The organism is Streptomyces sp. Sge12, assembly GCF_002080455.1.
Taxonomy (GTDB): Bacteria; Actinomycetota; Actinomycetes; order Streptomycetales; family Streptomycetaceae; genus Streptomyces.
On sequence record NZ_CP020555.1, the window covers coordinates 377,456 to 393,436 of the forward strand.

At 71.2% G+C, this 15,981-nt stretch carries 18 protein-coding genes; 7 read left to right on the plus strand and 11 right to left on the minus strand.

Annotated elements, in window-relative coordinates:
* Positions 1 to 81: 81 nt before the first annotated feature.
* From B6R96_RS37600 to B6R96_RS01780, 3 genes are all read right to left on the minus strand, one after another.
* Positions 82 to 270 carry a hypothetical protein gene (locus B6R96_RS37600; protein ID WP_203351580.1) on the minus strand — a complete coding sequence of 63 codons (189 nt, stop codon included), beginning with the start codon at positions 268 to 270 and terminating at the stop codon, positions 82 to 84.
* A 54-nt stretch (positions 271 to 324) separates the two neighbouring features.
* Positions 325 to 1,218, minus strand: coding sequence for a serine hydrolase domain-containing protein (locus B6R96_RS01775; protein ID WP_203351581.1), 894 nt, complete (start codon positions 1,216 to 1,218; stop codon positions 325 to 327).
* Between the two features lie 153 nt (positions 1,219 to 1,371).
* On the minus strand, positions 1,372 to 1,650 hold the full coding sequence (locus tag B6R96_RS01780; protein WP_030384958.1) for a hypothetical protein: 279 nt from the start codon (positions 1,648 to 1,650) through the stop codon (positions 1,372 to 1,374).
* A 99-nt stretch (positions 1,651 to 1,749) separates the two neighbouring features.
* Here B6R96_RS01780 and B6R96_RS01785 point away from each other — a divergent pair, with 99 nt between their 5' ends.
* Entirely contained in the window at positions 1,750 to 2,139 is a 390-nt protein-coding gene (locus B6R96_RS01785; RefSeq protein WP_159396255.1) for a response regulator, read from the plus strand.
* Positions 2,140 to 2,441: 302 nt separating this feature from the next.
* On the plus strand, positions 2,442 to 3,092 hold the full coding sequence (locus B6R96_RS01790; RefSeq protein ID WP_081521307.1) for a DUF4360 domain-containing protein: 651 nt from the start codon (positions 2,442 to 2,444) through the stop codon (positions 3,090 to 3,092).
* On the opposite strand, the gene cynR is transcribed toward B6R96_RS01790, so the two are convergent.
* Positions 3,059 to 4,021 carry a transcriptional regulator CynR gene (gene cynR, locus B6R96_RS01795; protein ID WP_081521308.1) on the minus strand — a complete coding sequence of 321 codons (963 nt, stop codon included), beginning with the start codon at positions 4,019 to 4,021 and terminating at the stop codon, positions 3,059 to 3,061. The genes B6R96_RS01790 and cynR overlap by 34 nt on opposite strands.
* A gap of 124 nt (positions 4,022 to 4,145) precedes the next feature.
* Here cynR and B6R96_RS01800 point away from each other — a divergent pair, with 124 nt between their 5' ends.
* Both B6R96_RS01800 and cynS read left to right on the plus strand, forming a co-directional pair.
* Complete coding sequence (locus B6R96_RS01800; protein ID WP_269467346.1) at positions 4,146 to 4,760, plus strand: carbonic anhydrase; 615 nt, start codon at positions 4,146 to 4,148, stop codon at positions 4,758 to 4,760.
* A gap of 62 nt (positions 4,761 to 4,822) precedes the next feature.
* Positions 4,823 to 5,293: a cyanase gene (gene cynS, locus B6R96_RS01805; RefSeq protein ID WP_081521309.1), complete on the plus strand. Its 471-nt coding sequence runs from the start codon at positions 4,823 to 4,825 to the stop codon at positions 5,291 to 5,293.
* Positions 5,294 to 5,305: 12 nt separating this feature from the next.
* Here cynS and B6R96_RS01810 read toward each other — a convergent pair whose 3' ends face one another.
* From B6R96_RS01810 to B6R96_RS01820, 3 genes are all read right to left on the minus strand, one after another.
* Complete coding sequence (locus B6R96_RS01810; protein WP_159396256.1) at positions 5,306 to 6,583, minus strand: tryptophan 2,3-dioxygenase family protein; 1,278 nt, start codon at positions 6,581 to 6,583, stop codon at positions 5,306 to 5,308.
* Between the two features lie 326 nt (positions 6,584 to 6,909).
* Positions 6,910 to 7,320 (minus strand): rodlin, encoded by a 411-nt coding sequence (locus tag B6R96_RS01815; RefSeq protein ID WP_030384951.1) that lies wholly within the window; start codon positions 7,318 to 7,320, stop codon positions 6,910 to 6,912.
* A 94-nt stretch (positions 7,321 to 7,414) separates the two neighbouring features.
* A complete protein-coding gene (locus B6R96_RS01820) occupies positions 7,415 to 8,161 on the minus strand; it encodes a class I SAM-dependent methyltransferase (protein ID WP_081524918.1) in 747 nt (248 codons plus the stop codon).
* Here B6R96_RS01820 and B6R96_RS01825 point away from each other — a divergent pair.
* Positions 8,160 to 9,704 carry an AMP-binding protein gene (locus B6R96_RS01825; protein WP_081521311.1) on the plus strand — a complete coding sequence of 515 codons (1,545 nt, stop codon included), beginning with the start codon at positions 8,160 to 8,162 and terminating at the stop codon, positions 9,702 to 9,704. The two genes, B6R96_RS01820 and B6R96_RS01825, sit on opposite strands and share 2 nt — an antisense overlap.
* A 24-nt stretch (positions 9,705 to 9,728) precedes the next feature.
* On the opposite strand, the gene B6R96_RS01830 is transcribed toward B6R96_RS01825, so the two are convergent.
* The 3 genes from B6R96_RS01830 to B6R96_RS01840 all read right to left on the minus strand — a co-directional run bounded on the left by B6R96_RS01830 (position 9,729) and on the right by B6R96_RS01840 (position 12,931).
* Positions 9,729 to 10,334 (minus strand): dihydrofolate reductase family protein, encoded by a 606-nt coding sequence (locus tag B6R96_RS01830; RefSeq protein ID WP_053702029.1) that lies wholly within the window; start codon positions 10,332 to 10,334, stop codon positions 9,729 to 9,731.
* Positions 10,335 to 10,574: 240 nt separating this feature from the next.
* Entirely contained in the window at positions 10,575 to 11,330 is a 756-nt protein-coding gene (locus B6R96_RS01835; protein WP_237291277.1) for a hypothetical protein, read from the minus strand.
* Between the two features lie 275 nt (positions 11,331 to 11,605).
* Positions 11,606 to 12,931 (minus strand): hypothetical protein, encoded by a 1,326-nt coding sequence (locus B6R96_RS01840; protein WP_081521312.1) that lies wholly within the window; start codon positions 12,929 to 12,931, stop codon positions 11,606 to 11,608.
* A 387-nt stretch (positions 12,932 to 13,318) separates the two neighbouring features.
* Between B6R96_RS01840 and B6R96_RS37890 the strand changes: the two genes are divergently transcribed.
* A complete protein-coding gene (locus tag B6R96_RS37890; protein ID WP_257789515.1) occupies positions 13,319 to 14,050 on the plus strand; it encodes a S26 family signal peptidase in 732 nt (243 codons plus the stop codon).
* Here the strand turns inward: B6R96_RS37890 and B6R96_RS01850 are convergent.
* On the minus strand, positions 14,025 to 14,822 hold the full coding sequence (locus B6R96_RS01850) for an alpha/beta fold hydrolase (RefSeq protein WP_081521314.1): 798 nt from the start codon (positions 14,820 to 14,822) through the stop codon (positions 14,025 to 14,027). The genes B6R96_RS37890 and B6R96_RS01850 overlap by 26 nt on opposite strands.
* 151 nt (positions 14,823 to 14,973) lie before the next feature.
* Between B6R96_RS01850 and B6R96_RS01855 the strand changes: the two genes are divergently transcribed.
* Positions 14,974 to 15,825, plus strand: coding sequence for a helix-turn-helix transcriptional regulator (locus tag B6R96_RS01855; protein ID WP_081521315.1), 852 nt, complete (start codon positions 14,974 to 14,976; stop codon positions 15,823 to 15,825).
* Positions 15,826 to 15,981 lie beyond the last annotated feature (156 nt).

Consider the following 15,981-nt stretch of genomic DNA (forward strand, 5'->3'; position numbering starts at 1 on the left):
GCCCCCGACCGCAAACGAGCCCGGCCCGGCCCCCGTACCAAGGGGACCGGGCCGGGCCCGTTCGATGATCGGGTCATGGGCTCATCGGGCGGAGTCGGCCGGTGCGGACTCCTCCGGTGCGAACTCGGCCCGGAGGACCTCGGTGAAGACGCCGATCGGGTTGTTCCAGTCGGCGTTGATGCTCTGGGAGACGATGTGCAGGCCGTCGCGGGTGCCGTAGGTGTAGCAGAAGGAGCCGTGGAAGGCTCCGCCCATGCCCCAGACCGTCACGCCCGGTACCACCTCGATCGAGGAGATGCCGAGGCCGTAGGAGGTGTGGGGGATTTACTTGCCCTCGGGAGTGGGGCGGACGGCGAACATCTCGCGCTGCTCGGCGGGCGGCAGCAGCCGGCCGCCGAGCAGCTCGCCGAAGAACCGGTTGAGGTCCCGGGTGGTCGAGACCATGCCGCCGGCCGCCCAGGCGAAGGTGGTGTTCAGCTCGGTCACGTCATGGATCTCGGCATCGGCATCGGGCAGGTTGTTCTTGCTGTACAGACGGGTGTGCGGGCCGCGCAGGGCGTGCTCGTCGTCGCCCGGCACATACGTTCCGCCCAACGCGAGGGGGCGGGCGATGCGCTCCTCGACCTGGTCGGCGAAGCTCCTGCCGGTCGCCTTCTCGATGACGAGTCCGGCCAGGATGTAGCCGGTGTTGCTGTAGGTCCAGCCCTCGCCCGGCGCGAAGTCCGGGGCGTGCGACTGTGCGACCTCCACCAGTTGCTCGGGGCGGTAGCGGTCGTAGCGGTGCTCCAGGAAGGCGGCTCCGTAGTGCTGGGACGCGAGCTTCTCGTCCACGGCGTAGTTGAAGACGCCGCCGGTCATGCTCAGCAGGTGCCGCAGGGTGATCCGGTCCGGGTCGTTGCCGTTGCCCCGGAGCAGTCCGGGTAACCACTGCTCGACGGTGTCGTCCAGCGTGAGCACGCCCTCGGCCGCCAGCTGGAGTACGAGGGCGGCCGTGAACGTCTTGGTGGTGCTGCCGATCCGGAACTCCTCCTCCGGCAGCCGCTCCCGGCCGGTCGTGGTGTCGGCCACCCCCGCGGCGCCGAACCACCGCCCCCGGAGGTCCAGGACCTCGGCTGCGGCGCCGGGGAGCCCGCCGCCCTCTCCCCCGCTCACCGCCCGGTCCAGGGCCTTCTGCACGGCCGTACGCGAACTCATGCTCTGGGGAACGGACTTGGCCATCACGGTCTCCTCGGTGCGAGTGATTCGCGGCTTCCCGACGAGGACGACGCTATGACGCGTGCCCGCGGCAGCGCTGGCCCGCTCCCGGCCAACATCGAGGACGGCCGGATCCTCCGGTCGCGCACCCCGGGCGCCCCCACCCCGGGCGCCCGCTCAGCGGCCCCCGCGGCCCCGCTCGGGAGCGATCATGGCGACCAGCCCGTAGTCGAGTTCCGCGCCGTCGACGAGGAGGGCCTCGACGGTGCGCGTGCTCGGGTCGATGTCGGCCTCCACGCCCTGCCCGCGGTAGCGGGGGTAACCCGTGGCACCCTGCTCGCCGGTCGCCTCGACCACGGCCGACCGCAGGGCCCGGTCCGCCGCGGACTCGCCGCGCAGGTTCTGGATGTGGTCGGGCACCAGCAGGATCTCGAAGCTCTGCGGCTCTGTGCTCATGGATCGACGCTACCGGATGAGGTGCCCCGGAGCGGGCGTGCACACGCCCCGCCTCGTAGGCTCTGCGGGACCCCCCCCACACGGATGAAGAGGCACGACATGAGCGGCGACACCCCGAGCAGGATCCTCCTCGTGGCGAAGGAGACCACCCTGCGGGGCCTGCTGGAGCGCCTTCTGGTGGCCCGGGGGTTCGTCGTGGTCGACGGCGGGGGCGGGCGGGAGACCGTCTCGCTGCTGGGCAGCGCCGGCCCGATCGACCTGGTGATCTGCGAGCGCACCGGGCCGGGCCTGGACGAGGTGGCGCTGTTCGAGGAGATCCGGCGGGACCCCGATCACGGGCGGGTGCCGATCCTCGCGCTGCCGCCCGCGGATCCTGAGTGCACGGTGCGCGCCCTGGAGGCCGGTGTGAGCGACTGCCTGGCGAAGCCGTTCCATCCCGCCGAGTTCATGGCGCGCGTCGAGCGACTGGCCCGTCCTACCACGGCCTGATTCCGCTCTTCGACCCGCGGCCGGTCGTCGGGATCCGGCCGGTCCGGGGCGGGGACTGCGATTGGCCGGACATCCCCTGGTCGGGGCCGCCCCGGGTTCCTACGATTCGGGCACCCGGTCTTCACCGACCGGGAGTTGTCAGGGACATGCCCAGATTCCCCTTCCTGGGCCTGCCCGTTCCACCCTGCACACCGGTCTGTGACGACCCGGCCCCGCTCTGGCCGGCCGCACCCCCCACCCTCCGGCACACAGGCATGCCCGCCTGCGCGCCGCCCGGTACCGAAGCAGTGGATTGGAGAACCATGTCCGGTGGATTCCTCGTGAGCGGCGCGATCGGCGCGCTGCTCACCGCCACCCTCCCCACGCACACCACCCCCTCCACCATCGTGGACCCGCCGCCCGACCGCATCGTCATCGAAGTCGCGACGGTCAACGGATCCGGGTGTCCCAAGGACACCGCGGAGGTCGCCGTGTCCCAGGACAACACCGCCTTCACCGTGACCTACAGCCAGTACCTCGCACAGGTCGGCGGCGGCGCCCCGCCCACCGCGGCGCGCAAGAACTGCCAGCTCAGCCTGATCGTGCACGTGCCCCACGGCTTCACCTACGCGGTCGCCAGCGCGGACTACCGCGGCTACGCCTCGCTCGCGCCCGGCGCGAAGGCCACCGAGAAGGCCTCGTACTACTTCCAGGGCTCGCCCGACACCGCCGCACGCACCCACAACTTCAACGGGCCGCAGGAGGACAACTGGCAGGCCACCGACGTGACCGACTGGGCGCAACTGGTCTGGGCGCCGTGCGGGGTGCAGCGGAACTTCAACATCAACACCGAGCTGCGCGTCACCAGAGGCACCTCGTCCCCCTCGTCCACCAGCTACATGACGATGGACTCCACCGACGGCAGCATCAACACGATCTATCACCTGGCCTGGAAGGAGTGCCCCGGCAAGTGATCCGCCCCGGCCGCCTCCCCCTGCGCGTGCCCGCGCAGCGGGGGGCGGTACCCGCGCTCCCGGACCAGGCGGGCGGTGAGCTCGGTGAAGGCACGGGCCGCGGCGCTCTCGTACGCGCTCTCCCGGCGCAGCAGCGTGACCGTTCGGGACGGGAGGGCCGGGTCCAGCGGTACGGGCCGCAGGTACGGGTGGTCGTGCGTAACGGCGTCCGGCAGCACGGTGGCCAGTGGGGTGCGCCGGACGATCTCGGTGAGGGCGTGCACGGAATTGGCCTCGACCGCGATGTGCGGCCTCACGCCGTGGGCGGCGAGATAGCCGTCGACGTGCTCGCGGGTGGCGAAGTCCCCGCTGAGCAGGGCGAGTCGGCGCATCGCGAGGTCACGTACGGGCAGCGGGCCGGGATCCGCGTCCACGGCGGTGACCAGGGCGAGGGCCTCGGTGAACAGCGCGGTCGCCGCGATCCCCGGCAGGTGCGGCCCCTCGAAGGCGAGGCCGAGGTCGTGGTCGTCGGCGAGCAGACCGGCTTCGATCCGGTCCTGCGGCATCTCCCGGACCTCCAGGGTGATGCCGGGATGCGCGCTGTGCAGCCCCGCGACGAGCGGGCCGACGAGGTACGCGGTGAAGGTGGGGGTCAGCGCGAGGCGCAGATGGCCGCGGGAGAGATCGGCCAGGTCCAGCACGGCGCGCTCGGCGGCGGCCAGGTCCCGTAGGGCGCCGCGCGCGTAGTGGACGTACGTCGCGCCGGCGTCGGTGAGCCGCACGGCGCGGCCGGTACGGTCCAACAGCTGGACGCCGACGGTGCGTTCGAGCTGCTTCACCTGCTGCGACAGGGTGGGCTGGGAGATCCGCAGCTCTTCGGCGGCGCGGGTGAAGCTGCCGTGTTCGGCGACGGCGATCAGATAGCGCAGATGACGCAGTTCCAGGGCCATGGATTCGACTATAGATGACATCGATGACAGGCATGGATTTTGCGTCTTGGACACAATAGATGCAGGTCATGCATGGTGGAACACGTCAAGCCCCGTACGGGGCGCATCCCAGGAGGGAGTGACCATGCAGACCATGCAGACCTTGCCCGGACGGCACGATCTCGCGGACCGCGTCGCACGTTTCCAGCGCGAGGTGTTTCCGGCCAAGGCGGAGCTCTTCGACCGACTGGCCGAGGTGCACCGCCCGTCGACCCTGTTCATCGGGTGTTCGGACGCCCGCGTGGTGCCGGAACTGATCACCCAGAGCGAGCCGGGCGAGCTGTTCGTCGTCCGCACCGCAGGCAATCTCGTCCCCGCCCACGCACCGGGCGTGGACGGGGTGGCGGCCAGTATCGAATACGCCGTCGCCGTGCTCGGCATCACGGACATCGTCGTGTGCGGGCACTCCGGCTGCGGCGCGATGACCGCCCTGGCCGAGGGCGCCGACCTGAGCGGCGCCGCCTCCGTCGCGGGCTGGCTGCGCCACGCGGACGCCTCGGTGGCCCGTACGGCGGGCGGCGCGGGCCCCGAACGGTTGTCCGCGCTGGTGCGCGAGAACGTCCGCGCCCAGCTCGCGAATCTGGCCACCCACCCCTCGGTCGCCCGCGCGCGGGCCGCGGGAACCCTCACCCTGCACGGCTGGGTCTACGACATCCGCTCCGGGGGCGTCACGGAGGTCGGCCCCACCGCGGCCGCCTGACCCGCTCCCGGCCCCCCTCTTTTCCTTTTCCCTCCCCCTCCCCTCTCCCGAAGGACACCTTCATGCTGCACGCCCAGTTCGACCCCACCGCCCGCCAGGCCCTGGCCGTCACCGCCGTCGACGCCAAGACCCGCAAGGACCTCTCCTGGCAGCAGCTCGCCGACGCGGCCGGCCTTTCGGTCGCCTTCGTCACCGCCGCCCTGCTGGGTCAGCACGCCCTGCCCGAGCCCGCCGCGAAGGCCGTCGCCGAGCTCCTGGACCTGGACGAGGACGCGGTACGCCTCCTGCAGACGATCCCCACCCGCGGATCCATCCCGGGCGGCATCCCGACCGATCCGACGATCTACCGCTTCCACGAGATGCTTCAGGTCTACGGGACCACCCTGAAGGCACTGGTCCACGAGCGGTTCGGGGACGGCATCATCAGCGCGATCAACTTCAAGCTGGACGTCAGGAAGGTCGCCGACCCCGAGGGCGGTGAGCGCGCCGTCATCACCCTGGACGGCAAGTACCTCCCGACGCGCCCCTTCTGACCTTCCCCGGTCTCACCCGCCCGTCCCGGTCGCACCCATCGGGCATCCCGCGCCGCGCTGCTCGCCGAGCTGCCAGAAGAGCCGGTTGTCCAGGCATTCGGCCAGGTAGGGAACACCCGCGGTGTAGCCCGATCCGTGCGCGTCGCCGAGCATGCGCGCGGCCAGGCTCCGATGGGTGGACTTCCAGCGCTGGTGCCTGTCCTCCAGCCCGCCGAGTGCGGAGCGGAACCGGTTCCACTCGGCTTCGGTGAAACCAACCGAGCGGCGGAGGTCGAGGTAGGCACGGACCACCGTGTCATGGCCCTCGCCCTCGGCCTCGGCCCGTACGGAGGGAACGTGGGTGAAGGCCTCCGACCGCAGCCGCGGGGCGGTCGGAAGACCGCACAGGATCTCGAAGCGCTTGTACTGCTCCGACTGGATGGCGCTGGCGCCCTGGGTGAACTCCCGGAAGGCGGAGAAATGCCCGGGTCGCATGGTGGCGACCATCCGGAACAGCGCGGAGGCGCGGTCGAAGAGGCCCGCCGCACGGTCCACGTGGTCGGCCGCCGCCTCCAGACGGCCGTCGCGCAGCGCCCCGATCGCCGCCCGTACCTCGGCCGCGATCGCCGTGAAGATCATTTCGTGGGCTTGGAGGGCCCTGATGAAGAAGTACTCGTCGTGCAGCACGTACACGGGCTGAACCGTCACGTCGAACCAGTGGGCTGCCTCCGTGCCCGTGGGCCGGGGAAGCCGGTCGGCGACCTCCGCCCAGCGGGAGTCCGGCACGTGGTCCGCCCGGGACCACAGGTCCTCCGCGTCCGCTCCACCGACATCGTCCGCGACGAACCGCAGGGCGTGGCGCAAACGCTTGCGCAGGGTCACCGGGTCCGGCGGGTCCCGGTCCACGGCCCCCTCGGACTCCCGGGACAGGGCTGCCGTCCGGGTCTCGAAGCGTATGACGTCGGCTATGAGCAGCGTGGCCATCCGGTTCGGATCCGGCACGCCCTCCGGATCGTCCGATGCCTCCAGGAGGAGCTCCAGCAGCGGCAGGGACAGGTAGGTCCGGTTCCAGTAGCGCCCCTCGTGCTTGTCGAGCATGCAATCGAGGAAGGCCTGGAGAAGGGGCCGCCGGTCCACGGCATGGCGGTGCTGGATGTCGCCTAGCCGGTGGAGGAGGGGCTGCGGAAGGAAGTGCTTTCCGGTGCGCCGTACCTCGTCCGTGACGGTGCGGGCCAGGTGGAGGCCGTCCAGCGCGCCGTGCACGTGCCCGGAGGCCGCCCAGCGGTCCACCTCTGCGAATTCCGCGTTCATCTCCACTCGCCTCCTGGACCTGATGGGCCTCGCCCCGTCCGGGGGAAGCAGGAGGTTCAAGTGGGCATGATCGAACCACCGCGCGTCATGACTCGAACATTCGTGTCTTGACAGGACCGCGCGGAACGCACAGAGCCTCCTGGCCCGGTCGGGCGAGGAGGCTCTGCGGCGTACGGCGGTCGGTGCCCACTGCGGCGGCCGCTCGGGCCGCCGCGCGCCGGTGGAGGTACTGGATCCGCGCAACCGTGGATCCGGATGGAACAAGCCGGGGCCCCGTGGGCACTCGCGCAGGCGTCGGAGGCCCCGGCTCGCACAAGGGGACTGCGTCAGCTGCCGGCCGAGAGGTTGCCCGACAGCACCGGGATGTTGGAGAGGATGTGCGAGAGCGGCTCGTCGCCCTTGGCCTGGGTGGAGTTCTCGGTGCACTGCTGGTTCTGCGGGTTGGACAGGACCTGGATGTCCTGGACACCGACATTGAGCAGGGCGAGGACCGACTGAACGTTGACCTTCGCCGGCAGGCCGATGCAGGGCTTGTTCAGGGTGCCCTGGACCAGGCCGAGCTGCGGGCTCAGGTCACCGGCGGTCTTCTGGTTGCCGTAGGCCTGCACAGCACCATTGCCATTGACGGTGTTGATCCCGTTGTCGTTGCCGATGGCCATGGCCGGGGCGGCCATGGCCGCGCCCGCGCCGACGATCGACGCGGTGACGGCGGCGGTGGCCATGAACTTCTTGATCATCAGTGGTCCTTCTGTCGCACGAGTGCACGGTGATAAGCACCTTGATCAACGGCCCGGGCGATCCCAGGTTGCGCTGCTTCACCCGAACAGCCCCCTATCTGCTCCCGCGGTCCCGAACGGCCACGCTCAACTCGACCACGTAGTGCTCCTCCACCCACCCGTCGGGGAACCGGCGTATGAGAAGGGCGCGTTCGTCCTCCAGGAAGTCGTCCGTGCCGGGCTCGCCGATGAGGAAGAGGGAGTGGGTCGACAGCTTGGCCAGATGCGTGTCGACGGGGACGCGGCGCGACCACGGCAGGCGGCGGTCGGTGAAGCGCAGCCCCTCCTGCGAGAGGGCCCGCTCGTTGATGTACCAGCCCGGGCCGAACCGTTCCTCGATCCGGTTCTGCTGGTCCGCGATCCAGCCGACCTCCACGTCCGGGTCGTTCTGCCAGACCGCGAGCGCCCCGCCGGGGCGCAGCACGCGCAGGGCCTCCGGGACGGCGTGGGCCGGGTCGGTCCAGTGCCAGGACTGCGCGTACGTCAACAGGTCCAGGCAGCCGGAGGCCAGCGGCAGCCTGTTGCCGTCCGCACGGACCAGCGGGGTGTGCGGGTTGCGGCGCCGGAACTCCTGCGCCATGCCCTCGCCCGGCTCCACCCCGACCACCCGGGCCCCCCGCGCCTCCAGGAGGGCGGTGGCGATTCCCGTTCCGGCGCCGACATCGGCGACCCGTGCCCCGGCCAGCGCAAAGCCTGCCATCTCCGCCAGCGTGTCGAAGAGCGTGGGCGGGTACGCGGGGCGGTGGGCGGCGTAGCGTGCGGCCGCGGAACTGAAGGAACGAGCACGGGATTCGTTCGTCATGGCGTCCATGATGCCGGTGTCCCGGAGCGGCGCGGAGAGGCAGTCGCACATGGTGGCCGCGCGATATGTCACGTCCCTGGTGGGGGCGTTGGAACGCTACGCCGATCGGCCCGCGCTCGGGGCCGGTCCGGTCGTCCTGGACCACCGGCAGGTACTCGACGGGGCCCGGCGGCTGGCCGGCGTGCTCGGCGGGGCGGGGATCGGGCGCGGCTCGGGACTGGCCTGTGTCACGGGCTCGAACCGGCCGGAGGTGCTGCCGGTACGGATCGCCGCGCACCTGCTGGGCGCCCGGCTGACCCAGGTACTGGCCGGACCGGCCCTGTACGGGCTGGAGTTCGTGCTGCGGGACTGCCGGCCGGACCTGGTCGTGCACGATGTGCCGGTGCCGGACACCGGTACGCCCCGCCTCGACCTGGACCTGCTGCTCCGCCGGGCCGCCGGCCATCCGCCCGGGGAGGTCTGCGTGCGGGCCCGGGAGGACGACGTGGCACGGGTGACGTACACGGGCGGGACCACGGGCCGGCCCAAGGGGGTGGCCTCCACCTTCGGCGCGATGGCCGCGCGCAACTCCGTACGGCCACAGGCCTGGACCGGGTCGGTGTACCTGTCGGTCACGTCCCTGGCGCAGCGGTCCGGCGGGCGGTGCCTGGAGCAGTGGCGGGCCGGGGGCCGGGTCGAGATCCTCGAACCCTTCGCGCCCGGCGCGTTCGCGGCGGCCTGCCGGCGGCTGGCGCCGGTGGCGACGTACCTGACGACCTCGATGGTGTACCGGCTGCTGGACGACCCGGCGACCGCCCACGGGGTTCCCGGGCTCGAGGCGGTCTCCTACGGCGATTCACCCGTCCACCCCGAGCGGCTGCGGGAGGCGGTGACCCGCTGGGGCGGCCGCTGGCGGCAGGGCTACGCCACGAACGAGGCGGCGGTGATCTCCCGGCTCACTCCCGAGGACCACGATGCGGCGGTGTCCGGGCGCCCGGAGCTGCTGGCGTCGGTGGGCAGGCCGGTCGCGGGGGTGGAGGTCGAGGTCCGCGACGGGCGGGGCGCGGCGCTGGCGAGCGGCCGCACGGGCGAGGTGTGGATGCGGTCGGCGGCGATGATGACCGGGTACTGGGGCCGGCCCCGGCTGACGGCCGAGGTGCTGCGGGACGGCTGGCTGCGGACGGGGGACCTGGGGCACCTCGGTGCGGACGGCTACCTGTACCTGGACGACCGGGTCCACGACGTGGTGATGGTCAACGGGGACAACGTGTACTGCGTGCCCGTGGAGGCCGCGCTCGCCCGGCATCCCGCCGTCGCGCAGGCCGTTGTGGTGGGCCGGCACAGCGACCTCACCGGCGAGGAGGTGTGTGCCTTCCTGGTGCCGGCGGCGGGCTGCGCGCCGGGCGCCGAGCCGGCCGCCCAGGCCTGTGACCTGGTGGAGAAGGACCTGGCCCCGGCCCACCGGCCCACGACGGTGTTCTGGGAACGGGCGATCCCGCTGACCGCCCGGGGCAAGCCGGACAAGCGCCGCCTGCGGGAGCGGGCGGCGCGCACCGCGCCCTAGGACCTGCTCAGTGCCCCGCCGACGTCACGCAGGTACGCCGAGCGGCGGGTGCTCGAGCACGCGGGGCTTGTACTCGACCAGCTGGATGCGGCCGTCGAAGGTGCGGTGCTCGATCATCTCGAGGGCAACGTCCGGATAGCCGTCGTAGATGCGTTCTTCGCCCGTGGCCCCGGTGATCACCGGGAACATCACGACCCGGAAGCGGTCGACGAGTCCGGCTCGTAGCAGGGACCGGGACAGGCTGAGGCTGCCGATCGTGCTGAGGAGCCCCGAGCCACTCGACTTCATGGCACGGACCGCCTCGACGGCGTCGTCGCGGACGAGCGTGGCGTTGGCCCACGTCAGTGGCGCTTCGAGTGAGGAGGAGAACACCACCTTGGACGCCTGTGTGAGTTCGTCGACGGACGCTTCTTCTTCGGGCCTGAACTCGTCCTGGCCGTTGGGGACCTCGCCTGCGGCGAAGCCCGACATCAGGCGGTAGGTGTTCGCTCCCATCAGATAGGTGGCCTCGGGCTGCTCGCCGAGCCATGCGAGGTACTCCGGGCCCTCGAGGCCCCAGAACCCGGGCCATCCCTCTCCCGAGGCGTGGCCGTCGAGGGACGTGATGAAGTCGACGAGAAGCTCCGACATGGCGGTGTCCTTTCCTGAGGTGTCACGAGCTTGGACCGGCCGGGAGCCACAAACTCATCGGACGCGCGGCGGAGAAACCAGAAACCCGTACATCGGAGGGCCGGAGGCCCACATCCACGCGAGAGAACGGCGGTCTGGGCCGACCGTCACGCTCAGCCGGGCCACGTACACGATCAGGGACCAAGTGGAACACTCAGCCACCGGTGTGTGACTTGGCGCCGCAGTTGGCCAGGCGCCGGCTCAGGGCGTCGGGGAGGCTTCCGCGAGTGACATCCAGTCTCGGACCGACTCCTGGTGCGAACCGTTCGCCGTACTCGCGGCCACTGCCTCGGCTTGCTCCATGGAGCACGGTGCTCCGCCGCGGGTGAGCAGGACCAGTGGCCACGCGGGTCCCGTGCCGACTGGTTCCCCATCGAAGGGCGTCCACTCCCAGGGCCCGTCGAACCGCCATGCCCGGCCGGCGGCGTCGGCGACCTCGTCGCCCAGCTCGAGGTGGGCGTACGGCCGCATCAGCAGTTCGAATGTGAAGGGGATTCCGTCGTCGGGATGAATGGAGTACCCCGAGCCGTCGAGATGGCTCCCGTCGGGAAACTCCCGGTAGGACAGCCCGCGGCGCAGCACCGTCACCGTCTGTCGCGGGCGGGGGAGCCAGCCCGTCTCAAGGGGCGGGTCATGGTGATCGACGGCCGTCACATGCACCACGGTCGGCGGCACTCCCACCCGGCAGATGTCTCCTGCTTTCAGATGATCGGGGGGCGGCTCGGTTCGGAACAGCTCCGGCTGCACTTCAGGCGCGACGCACTCGCCCGTGTCCACGCCCAGGGCAACGACGCCGTTCCAGTGGAAGAAGTCGCTGTCGCTGTCGATCTCCCACCAAGGCCAGTACACGGACACGTAGTCCCAGGTAACGCCCTGCTCAACTCTGGCCGGCGTGAAGGGGCAGGCGACCGACAACACGTCCCCGACCCGGATCTCACGCGCATCCACATCCATCATCGGGCCAGGGTAGAAGGGCTCCCTTCACGCCCAGCCATGGGGCAGGTCGGCCGAAAGGCGCCGATTGAGACTCCGACCTGCGAAATGTCTTTGTCCTGTGTCAGCGAACCTTGATCGCGTGCCGTCGAAGGCTGCGGCAGCGTTCCGGCCGACTCCTCCGTCCGATCGGGTGAGCGCATCCCGGCAAGGGCGGGGATGTCCCCTGGCATTCTGGGGCCGCTCACGCACCTGCCCCCGCAGCGACCCAGGAACAACTCGCCGAAGCCGCCGGCCTGTCAGGGAGCGGCGACGTAGATGACCTGGCTCACGGCGTTCTCGAACTGCGGCGCGCCGGTGTAGGTCGCACGCCAGTAACCCGCCCCTGCCTGCGGGGCGGTGGTGGAGAAGGCGAAGCCCTCACCGTTCCACCTGGCGTCCGGCACGGTGGCAACGGTGGTCCAGCCGCCCTTGCCGGTGGCGGAGTACTGGATGTTCACCGGGATCGTGCCCGGCGTCAAGCCGCCTTCGAACGCCATGCTGCCGCCGACCTCCACGGTCGCGGCATCGGAGCGGGTCGCGGTGAGGGACCGGAACGCGGCGGGCTGCACGACCATGATGTCGACGCTCGCCTGGGCGTCGGCCAGGAACAGGTCGTCGCTGCGCCAGCCGACCGCGATCGAGGAGTTGCCCCAGAGCGGCTCGGTCGCCGGGAAGAGCGCGTTGCCGCCGGCGTCCGTGGTGCGCTGGACGAAGTCGCCGAAGGAGTTGGATGCCATCGTCTTGCCGGCCAGCGGCTGCCAGCCGGTGGGCGAGTTCCAGAGCAGGGTGGCGCTGGTCGAGTTCACCGTGCCCTTGAACGGGACCTTCCGCTCGCTCGGGGTCTCGACGATCTTGGTGGCGGTCTTCTTCACCGTGATCGGGAAGGTCTTCGAGGAGGACTGGTTGTAGAAGACGTGGTTCGGGTCGTACTGGAAGGCCGCCTCGATGCGGTTCTGGTACTGGTCGGTGACCGGGAGCGTGGCGGAGAAGCTGCCGTCCGCCGCGGTCGTCACCTCCGCGTACTCCATGTACGAGTTGACCGCCACGGTCAGCCCGCCCATCGGGGTGATGGCGCCGGAACCCGGCCACTGGCCCATCAGGTGACCGCTGATGGTGACGCTGCGGTGCTGGTAGTCGACCGTGGTGCGGTCGACCTTCGTGTCCTTCAGGTTCGTCTGCACGGCGTAGTAGAAATAGCCCACGCCGGCGGCGGAAAGCGTGTCGCCGCCCTCGTCGGAGGCTGACACGTCGATGCGGTAACTGCCCAGGTCCGGCAACTGGATGCGCCCGCGATTCTTCCACGTACCGTTCTCGGCGGTGCCGGAAGTCAGATCGAAGTTCCCCACCGTGGCCACGGTCTGCTGGGTTTCCATCGAGTACAGGCTGACCTTGACGTTCTTGACGGCGCTCGGCGCGGTCAAGGACAGGACGATCTTGCCGTTGTTGGTCCAGTCGTTGCGGGCTTCCTGGACGGTGATGCCGGTGACTCCGCTGTCCGCGTGCGCGGCCGTGGTGCCGCCCAGTACGAGACTCCCGGTGGCCAGCGCTGCGGCACAGGCCAGCAGGGCACGACGAGTTGCCATTGTTTCCCCCCTTGTAAACCGCTGTGTCGCCGACTGGCGATCAGCAGACGGACGCTACCAGCACCCCCGCCCCGTCCTCCAAGGGGATATGCGCGATGTGGCGGGGCCGCGGTCACGACCCCACAGGCAGGCTCGACGTCGGCGCCCGCAGCGCCGGGCGCCGGACTTCTCGAGCAGCCTCTTGCTCGACGCGGCGCAGTGCGGCGAACGCCCGTGGTCCGTTGCCGAGGGCGTGCCACATGCGGGCTGTGTCGGTCCAGGCGCGGGCGCGGCGTTCAGTGGTCGTCATGAGGGCCGGCGCCGGTGCGTTCTTCGGCGGGGCCGAGGGCTGCCGCTTCGGTGGTGAGGCCGCGAGCCTGGGGTGGACGGCACCTTTCCGTGGAACGGGTGATCGCGGTGGGCGGCGACCGCATCGCTCACATCCCGGGCGACCGGAAGCTGACCTTGAACGGGAAGCCGCTCGACGAGCCGTACGTCCTGAACGGCGACCCCGTGGCCTGGACGCCCGGCGCCCTCGACGTGAAGGTGCCCGAGGGCAGGCTGTTCCTGTTGGGTGACACTCGCGGCAACTCGGCCGACTCCCGCTACCGGTTCGAGGTGTCGGAGGGCGGCACCGCGCCCCTGCCGGCGGTGAAGGGCGAGCTCATCGGAGAGGACGACCCATTGGTCGTCGGCCTGCGGTCGGCCCTTCCCGCCGGGGGCGGGGCGGTGCTTGCGGGCGTGGTGGCCGGCGTCGCCGCACTGCGGTTGCGTCGCCGGACGATGACGGCCGGGGCAGCGCCGGCCGACACGGTACGGGTGTCAGGGGACCGAGTGCCCGCTGAACTGCCCGCACGCACGTCTGATCGGATCCCGCCCGTCCTCAAGCAGGGTCCCCGATTCCGCGGGAGGGCTTCCCGGCAGGGGCTTGGCCGAACCCGGCCGGAAGGGGGCAGGCGCATCCCAGGGTGGATGGATTCGCCTCGCTTCCGGGGCCCGGGACAGGTGGTGTCACGTGCGCCGAGGCACGGGAGCGGGCGCGGTGCTCCAAGGCCCGGCGCCACGCCGGCGGCGTCACGCACTTCGACATCCGCGTTCGTCCTCCCCGAGTCCTTCATCGGATGGAGGGGGCTTGGATGAAGTCGCTCACGAGCTTGGTGAAGGCGTCCTCCTGCTCGAAGAACATGACGTGGCCCGCGTCGATCTCCGCGTAGGAGCTGCCCGGGATCGCGGCGTGCAGGGCGCGGCTGTGCTCGACCGGGACCGTGATGTCCTGGGTGCCCCCGATGACGAGGGTGGGGGCCTCGATGCGGGGCAGCAGCGACCGGATGTCCACCCGCAGGTCGTAGGCGATGTGGCGCAGGGTGCCGGTGGTGGGCGGCATGTTGGGGATGAGGGCCTCGAACGCCTCGCGGCCGATGGAGTTCAGGAATCCGCGGCTGAAGCCGGTCATCGCCACCGCGCGGCCGAAGGAGGCGGGGTCGGAGGTGCCGAGGTCCTGCCAGAGGGTGAACAGGCTGCGCAGGTACTCGTCGCTGTCGGTGTGGGCCCAGCCGGCAACCAGAATCAGGCGCCGCACCAGGTCGGGGCGCAGGGCGGCGACGGTGGCGGCGACGGTGGCGCCCATGGAGAAGCCCAGCAGGTCGACCGGCCCGTCCGCCGCGTCCTCGATGACGGCGATGACCTGCGCGGCGAGCCCTTCGGCGGTGAGCGGGGCGCCGTCGTCGACGGTGGCCTCGGTGCCGGACAGGTCGGGGGTGATCACCGTGTGGTGCGGAGTGAACCGGGGCGCGGTCTGCCCCCAGTTGACGGCGGCGCCCGCCGATCCGGTGCCGTGGACCAGGACCAGGGCTGCGCCCGAGCCGGTCTTCTCGTAGTGGACCTGTGCGCCGTTGACGGTGACGGTGGCCATGGGGTGCTCCCAGTTCGTTCGGGTGTGACCGGGGCGTTGGTGCTCCGGCTCGACCCAAGGTGCCGCCGCCGGGCGGGGATCGGGAGAGACCTCCTGACCCTGGGACCGGCAGTCCCTGGTTGGGCCGCGGACCGTCCGGCAGGATGACGGTATGAAGATCGACCGTGAGGCCCTCGCCGATTTCTTGCGCCGCTCCCGCGATCGGGTAAAACCCCAGGACGCCGGCCTGCCGGTCGGCCCCCGGCGGCGCACGCCGGGCCTGCGCCGCGAGGAGGTCGCCCAGCTCGCCGGCATGTCGGCCGACTACTACATCCGTCTCGAACAGGCCCGCGGCCCGCAGCCCTCGCCGGAGATGCTCGCCGCCCTGGCCCGCGCCCTGCGCCTGTCCGACGACGAACGCGACCACCTCCATCTCCTGGCCGGCCGGCGCCCGCCCGCCGCCCGGACCTCGGGCGACCACGTCGGCCCGGGGCTGCTGCACCTGCTGGACCAGCTGCCCTCCACCCCGGTCCAGGTGATCAGCGACCTCGGCGATGTCCTGGCCCAGAACGCGATGGCCGAGGCCCTGCTGGGCGGGGTGTGCTCGGTGTCCGAGCACGGCCGCAACGTGGTGTGGCGCTGGTTCGCCGACCCGGCCCAGCGCGCCGCGTACCCGGCGCAGGAGCACGCGTACTACAGCCGGCTGCACGTGGCCGACCTGCGGGCGGCCGTGGGCCGGCGCGCCGGCGACCCGGCCGCGACGCGCCTGGTGGAGCGGCTGCGGGGGCTCGGGGAGGAGTTCACCGCCCTGTGGGAGCTGCACGAGGTCTCCGTACGCCGGGCATCGCGCATGCGCGTCCTGCACCCGCTGATCGGCCCGATCGAACTGGACTGCCAGGTGCTGCTCGCCCCGGAGGGGGACCAACGCGTGGTCCTTTACACCCCGCCCGTCGGCAGTGACACCGCCGAACGCCTCGCCCTCCTGCAGGTGGTCGGCACCGGCCAGTTCACCGCATCAACCTGAAGCCAAGGCGTCCACCGGCTCCCGGCCCGGTCGTCGATTTGGCGCAGCAGCAGGTCGACGAACTGAATGATCTCGGCCGCTTCGATCGGATCCTGGAACGCCTCGCGGCGCGCGGCCGATCGACATTGCGGACACGCCCAGATAGGCCCCAGGACA

What these genes read in the sequence shown, in the direction of transcription:
- B6R96_RS01825 (WP_081521311.1), top strand. Translation starts at nt 8,160, where the DNA reads ATGGCGTCCATGATGCCGGTGTCCCGGAGCGGCGCGGAGAGGCAGTCG.
- B6R96_RS01820 (WP_081524918.1), bottom strand. Translation starts at nt 8,161, where the DNA reads ATGACGAACGAATCCCGTGCTCGTTCCTTCAGTTCCGCGGCCGCACGC.
- B6R96_RS01790 (WP_081521307.1), top strand. Translation starts at nt 2,442, where the DNA reads ATGTCCGGTGGATTCCTCGTGAGCGGCGCGATCGGCGCGCTGCTCACC.
- B6R96_RS01835 (WP_237291277.1), bottom strand. Translation starts at nt 11,330, where the DNA reads ATGATGGATGTGGATGCGCGTGAGATCCGGGTCGGGGACGTGTTGTCG.
- B6R96_RS01775 (WP_203351581.1), bottom strand. Translation starts at nt 1,218, where the DNA reads ATGGCCAAGTCCGTTCCCCAGAGCATGAGTTCGCGTACGGCCGTGCAG.
- B6R96_RS01815 (WP_030384951.1), bottom strand. Translation starts at nt 7,320, where the DNA reads ATGATCAAGAAGTTCATGGCCACCGCCGCCGTCACCGCGTCGATCGTC.
- B6R96_RS01785 (WP_159396255.1), top strand. Translation starts at nt 1,750, where the DNA reads ATGAGCGGCGACACCCCGAGCAGGATCCTCCTCGTGGCGAAGGAGACC.
- cynR (WP_081521308.1), bottom strand. Translation starts at nt 4,021, where the DNA reads ATGGCCCTGGAACTGCGTCATCTGCGCTATCTGATCGCCGTCGCCGAA.
- B6R96_RS01840 (WP_081521312.1), bottom strand. Translation starts at nt 12,931, where the DNA reads ATGGCAACTCGTCGTGCCCTGCTGGCCTGTGCCGCAGCGCTGGCCACC.
- B6R96_RS01780 (WP_030384958.1), bottom strand. Translation starts at nt 1,650, where the DNA reads ATGAGCACAGAGCCGCAGAGCTTCGAGATCCTGCTGGTGCCCGACCAC.
- cynS (WP_081521309.1), top strand. Translation starts at nt 4,823, where the DNA reads ATGCTGCACGCCCAGTTCGACCCCACCGCCCGCCAGGCCCTGGCCGTC.
- B6R96_RS01810 (WP_159396256.1), bottom strand. Translation starts at nt 6,583, where the DNA reads ATGAACGCGGAATTCGCAGAGGTGGACCGCTGGGCGGCCTCCGGGCAC.
- B6R96_RS01800 (WP_269467346.1), top strand. Translation starts at nt 4,146, where the DNA reads ATGCAGACCATGCAGACCTTGCCCGGACGGCACGATCTCGCGGACCGC.
- B6R96_RS01830 (WP_053702029.1), bottom strand. Translation starts at nt 10,334, where the DNA reads ATGTCGGAGCTTCTCGTCGACTTCATCACGTCCCTCGACGGCCACGCC.
- B6R96_RS01850 (WP_081521314.1), bottom strand. Translation starts at nt 14,822, where the DNA reads ATGGCCACCGTCACCGTCAACGGCGCACAGGTCCACTACGAGAAGACC.
- B6R96_RS01855 (WP_081521315.1), top strand. Translation starts at nt 14,974, where the DNA reads ATGAAGATCGACCGTGAGGCCCTCGCCGATTTCTTGCGCCGCTCCCGC.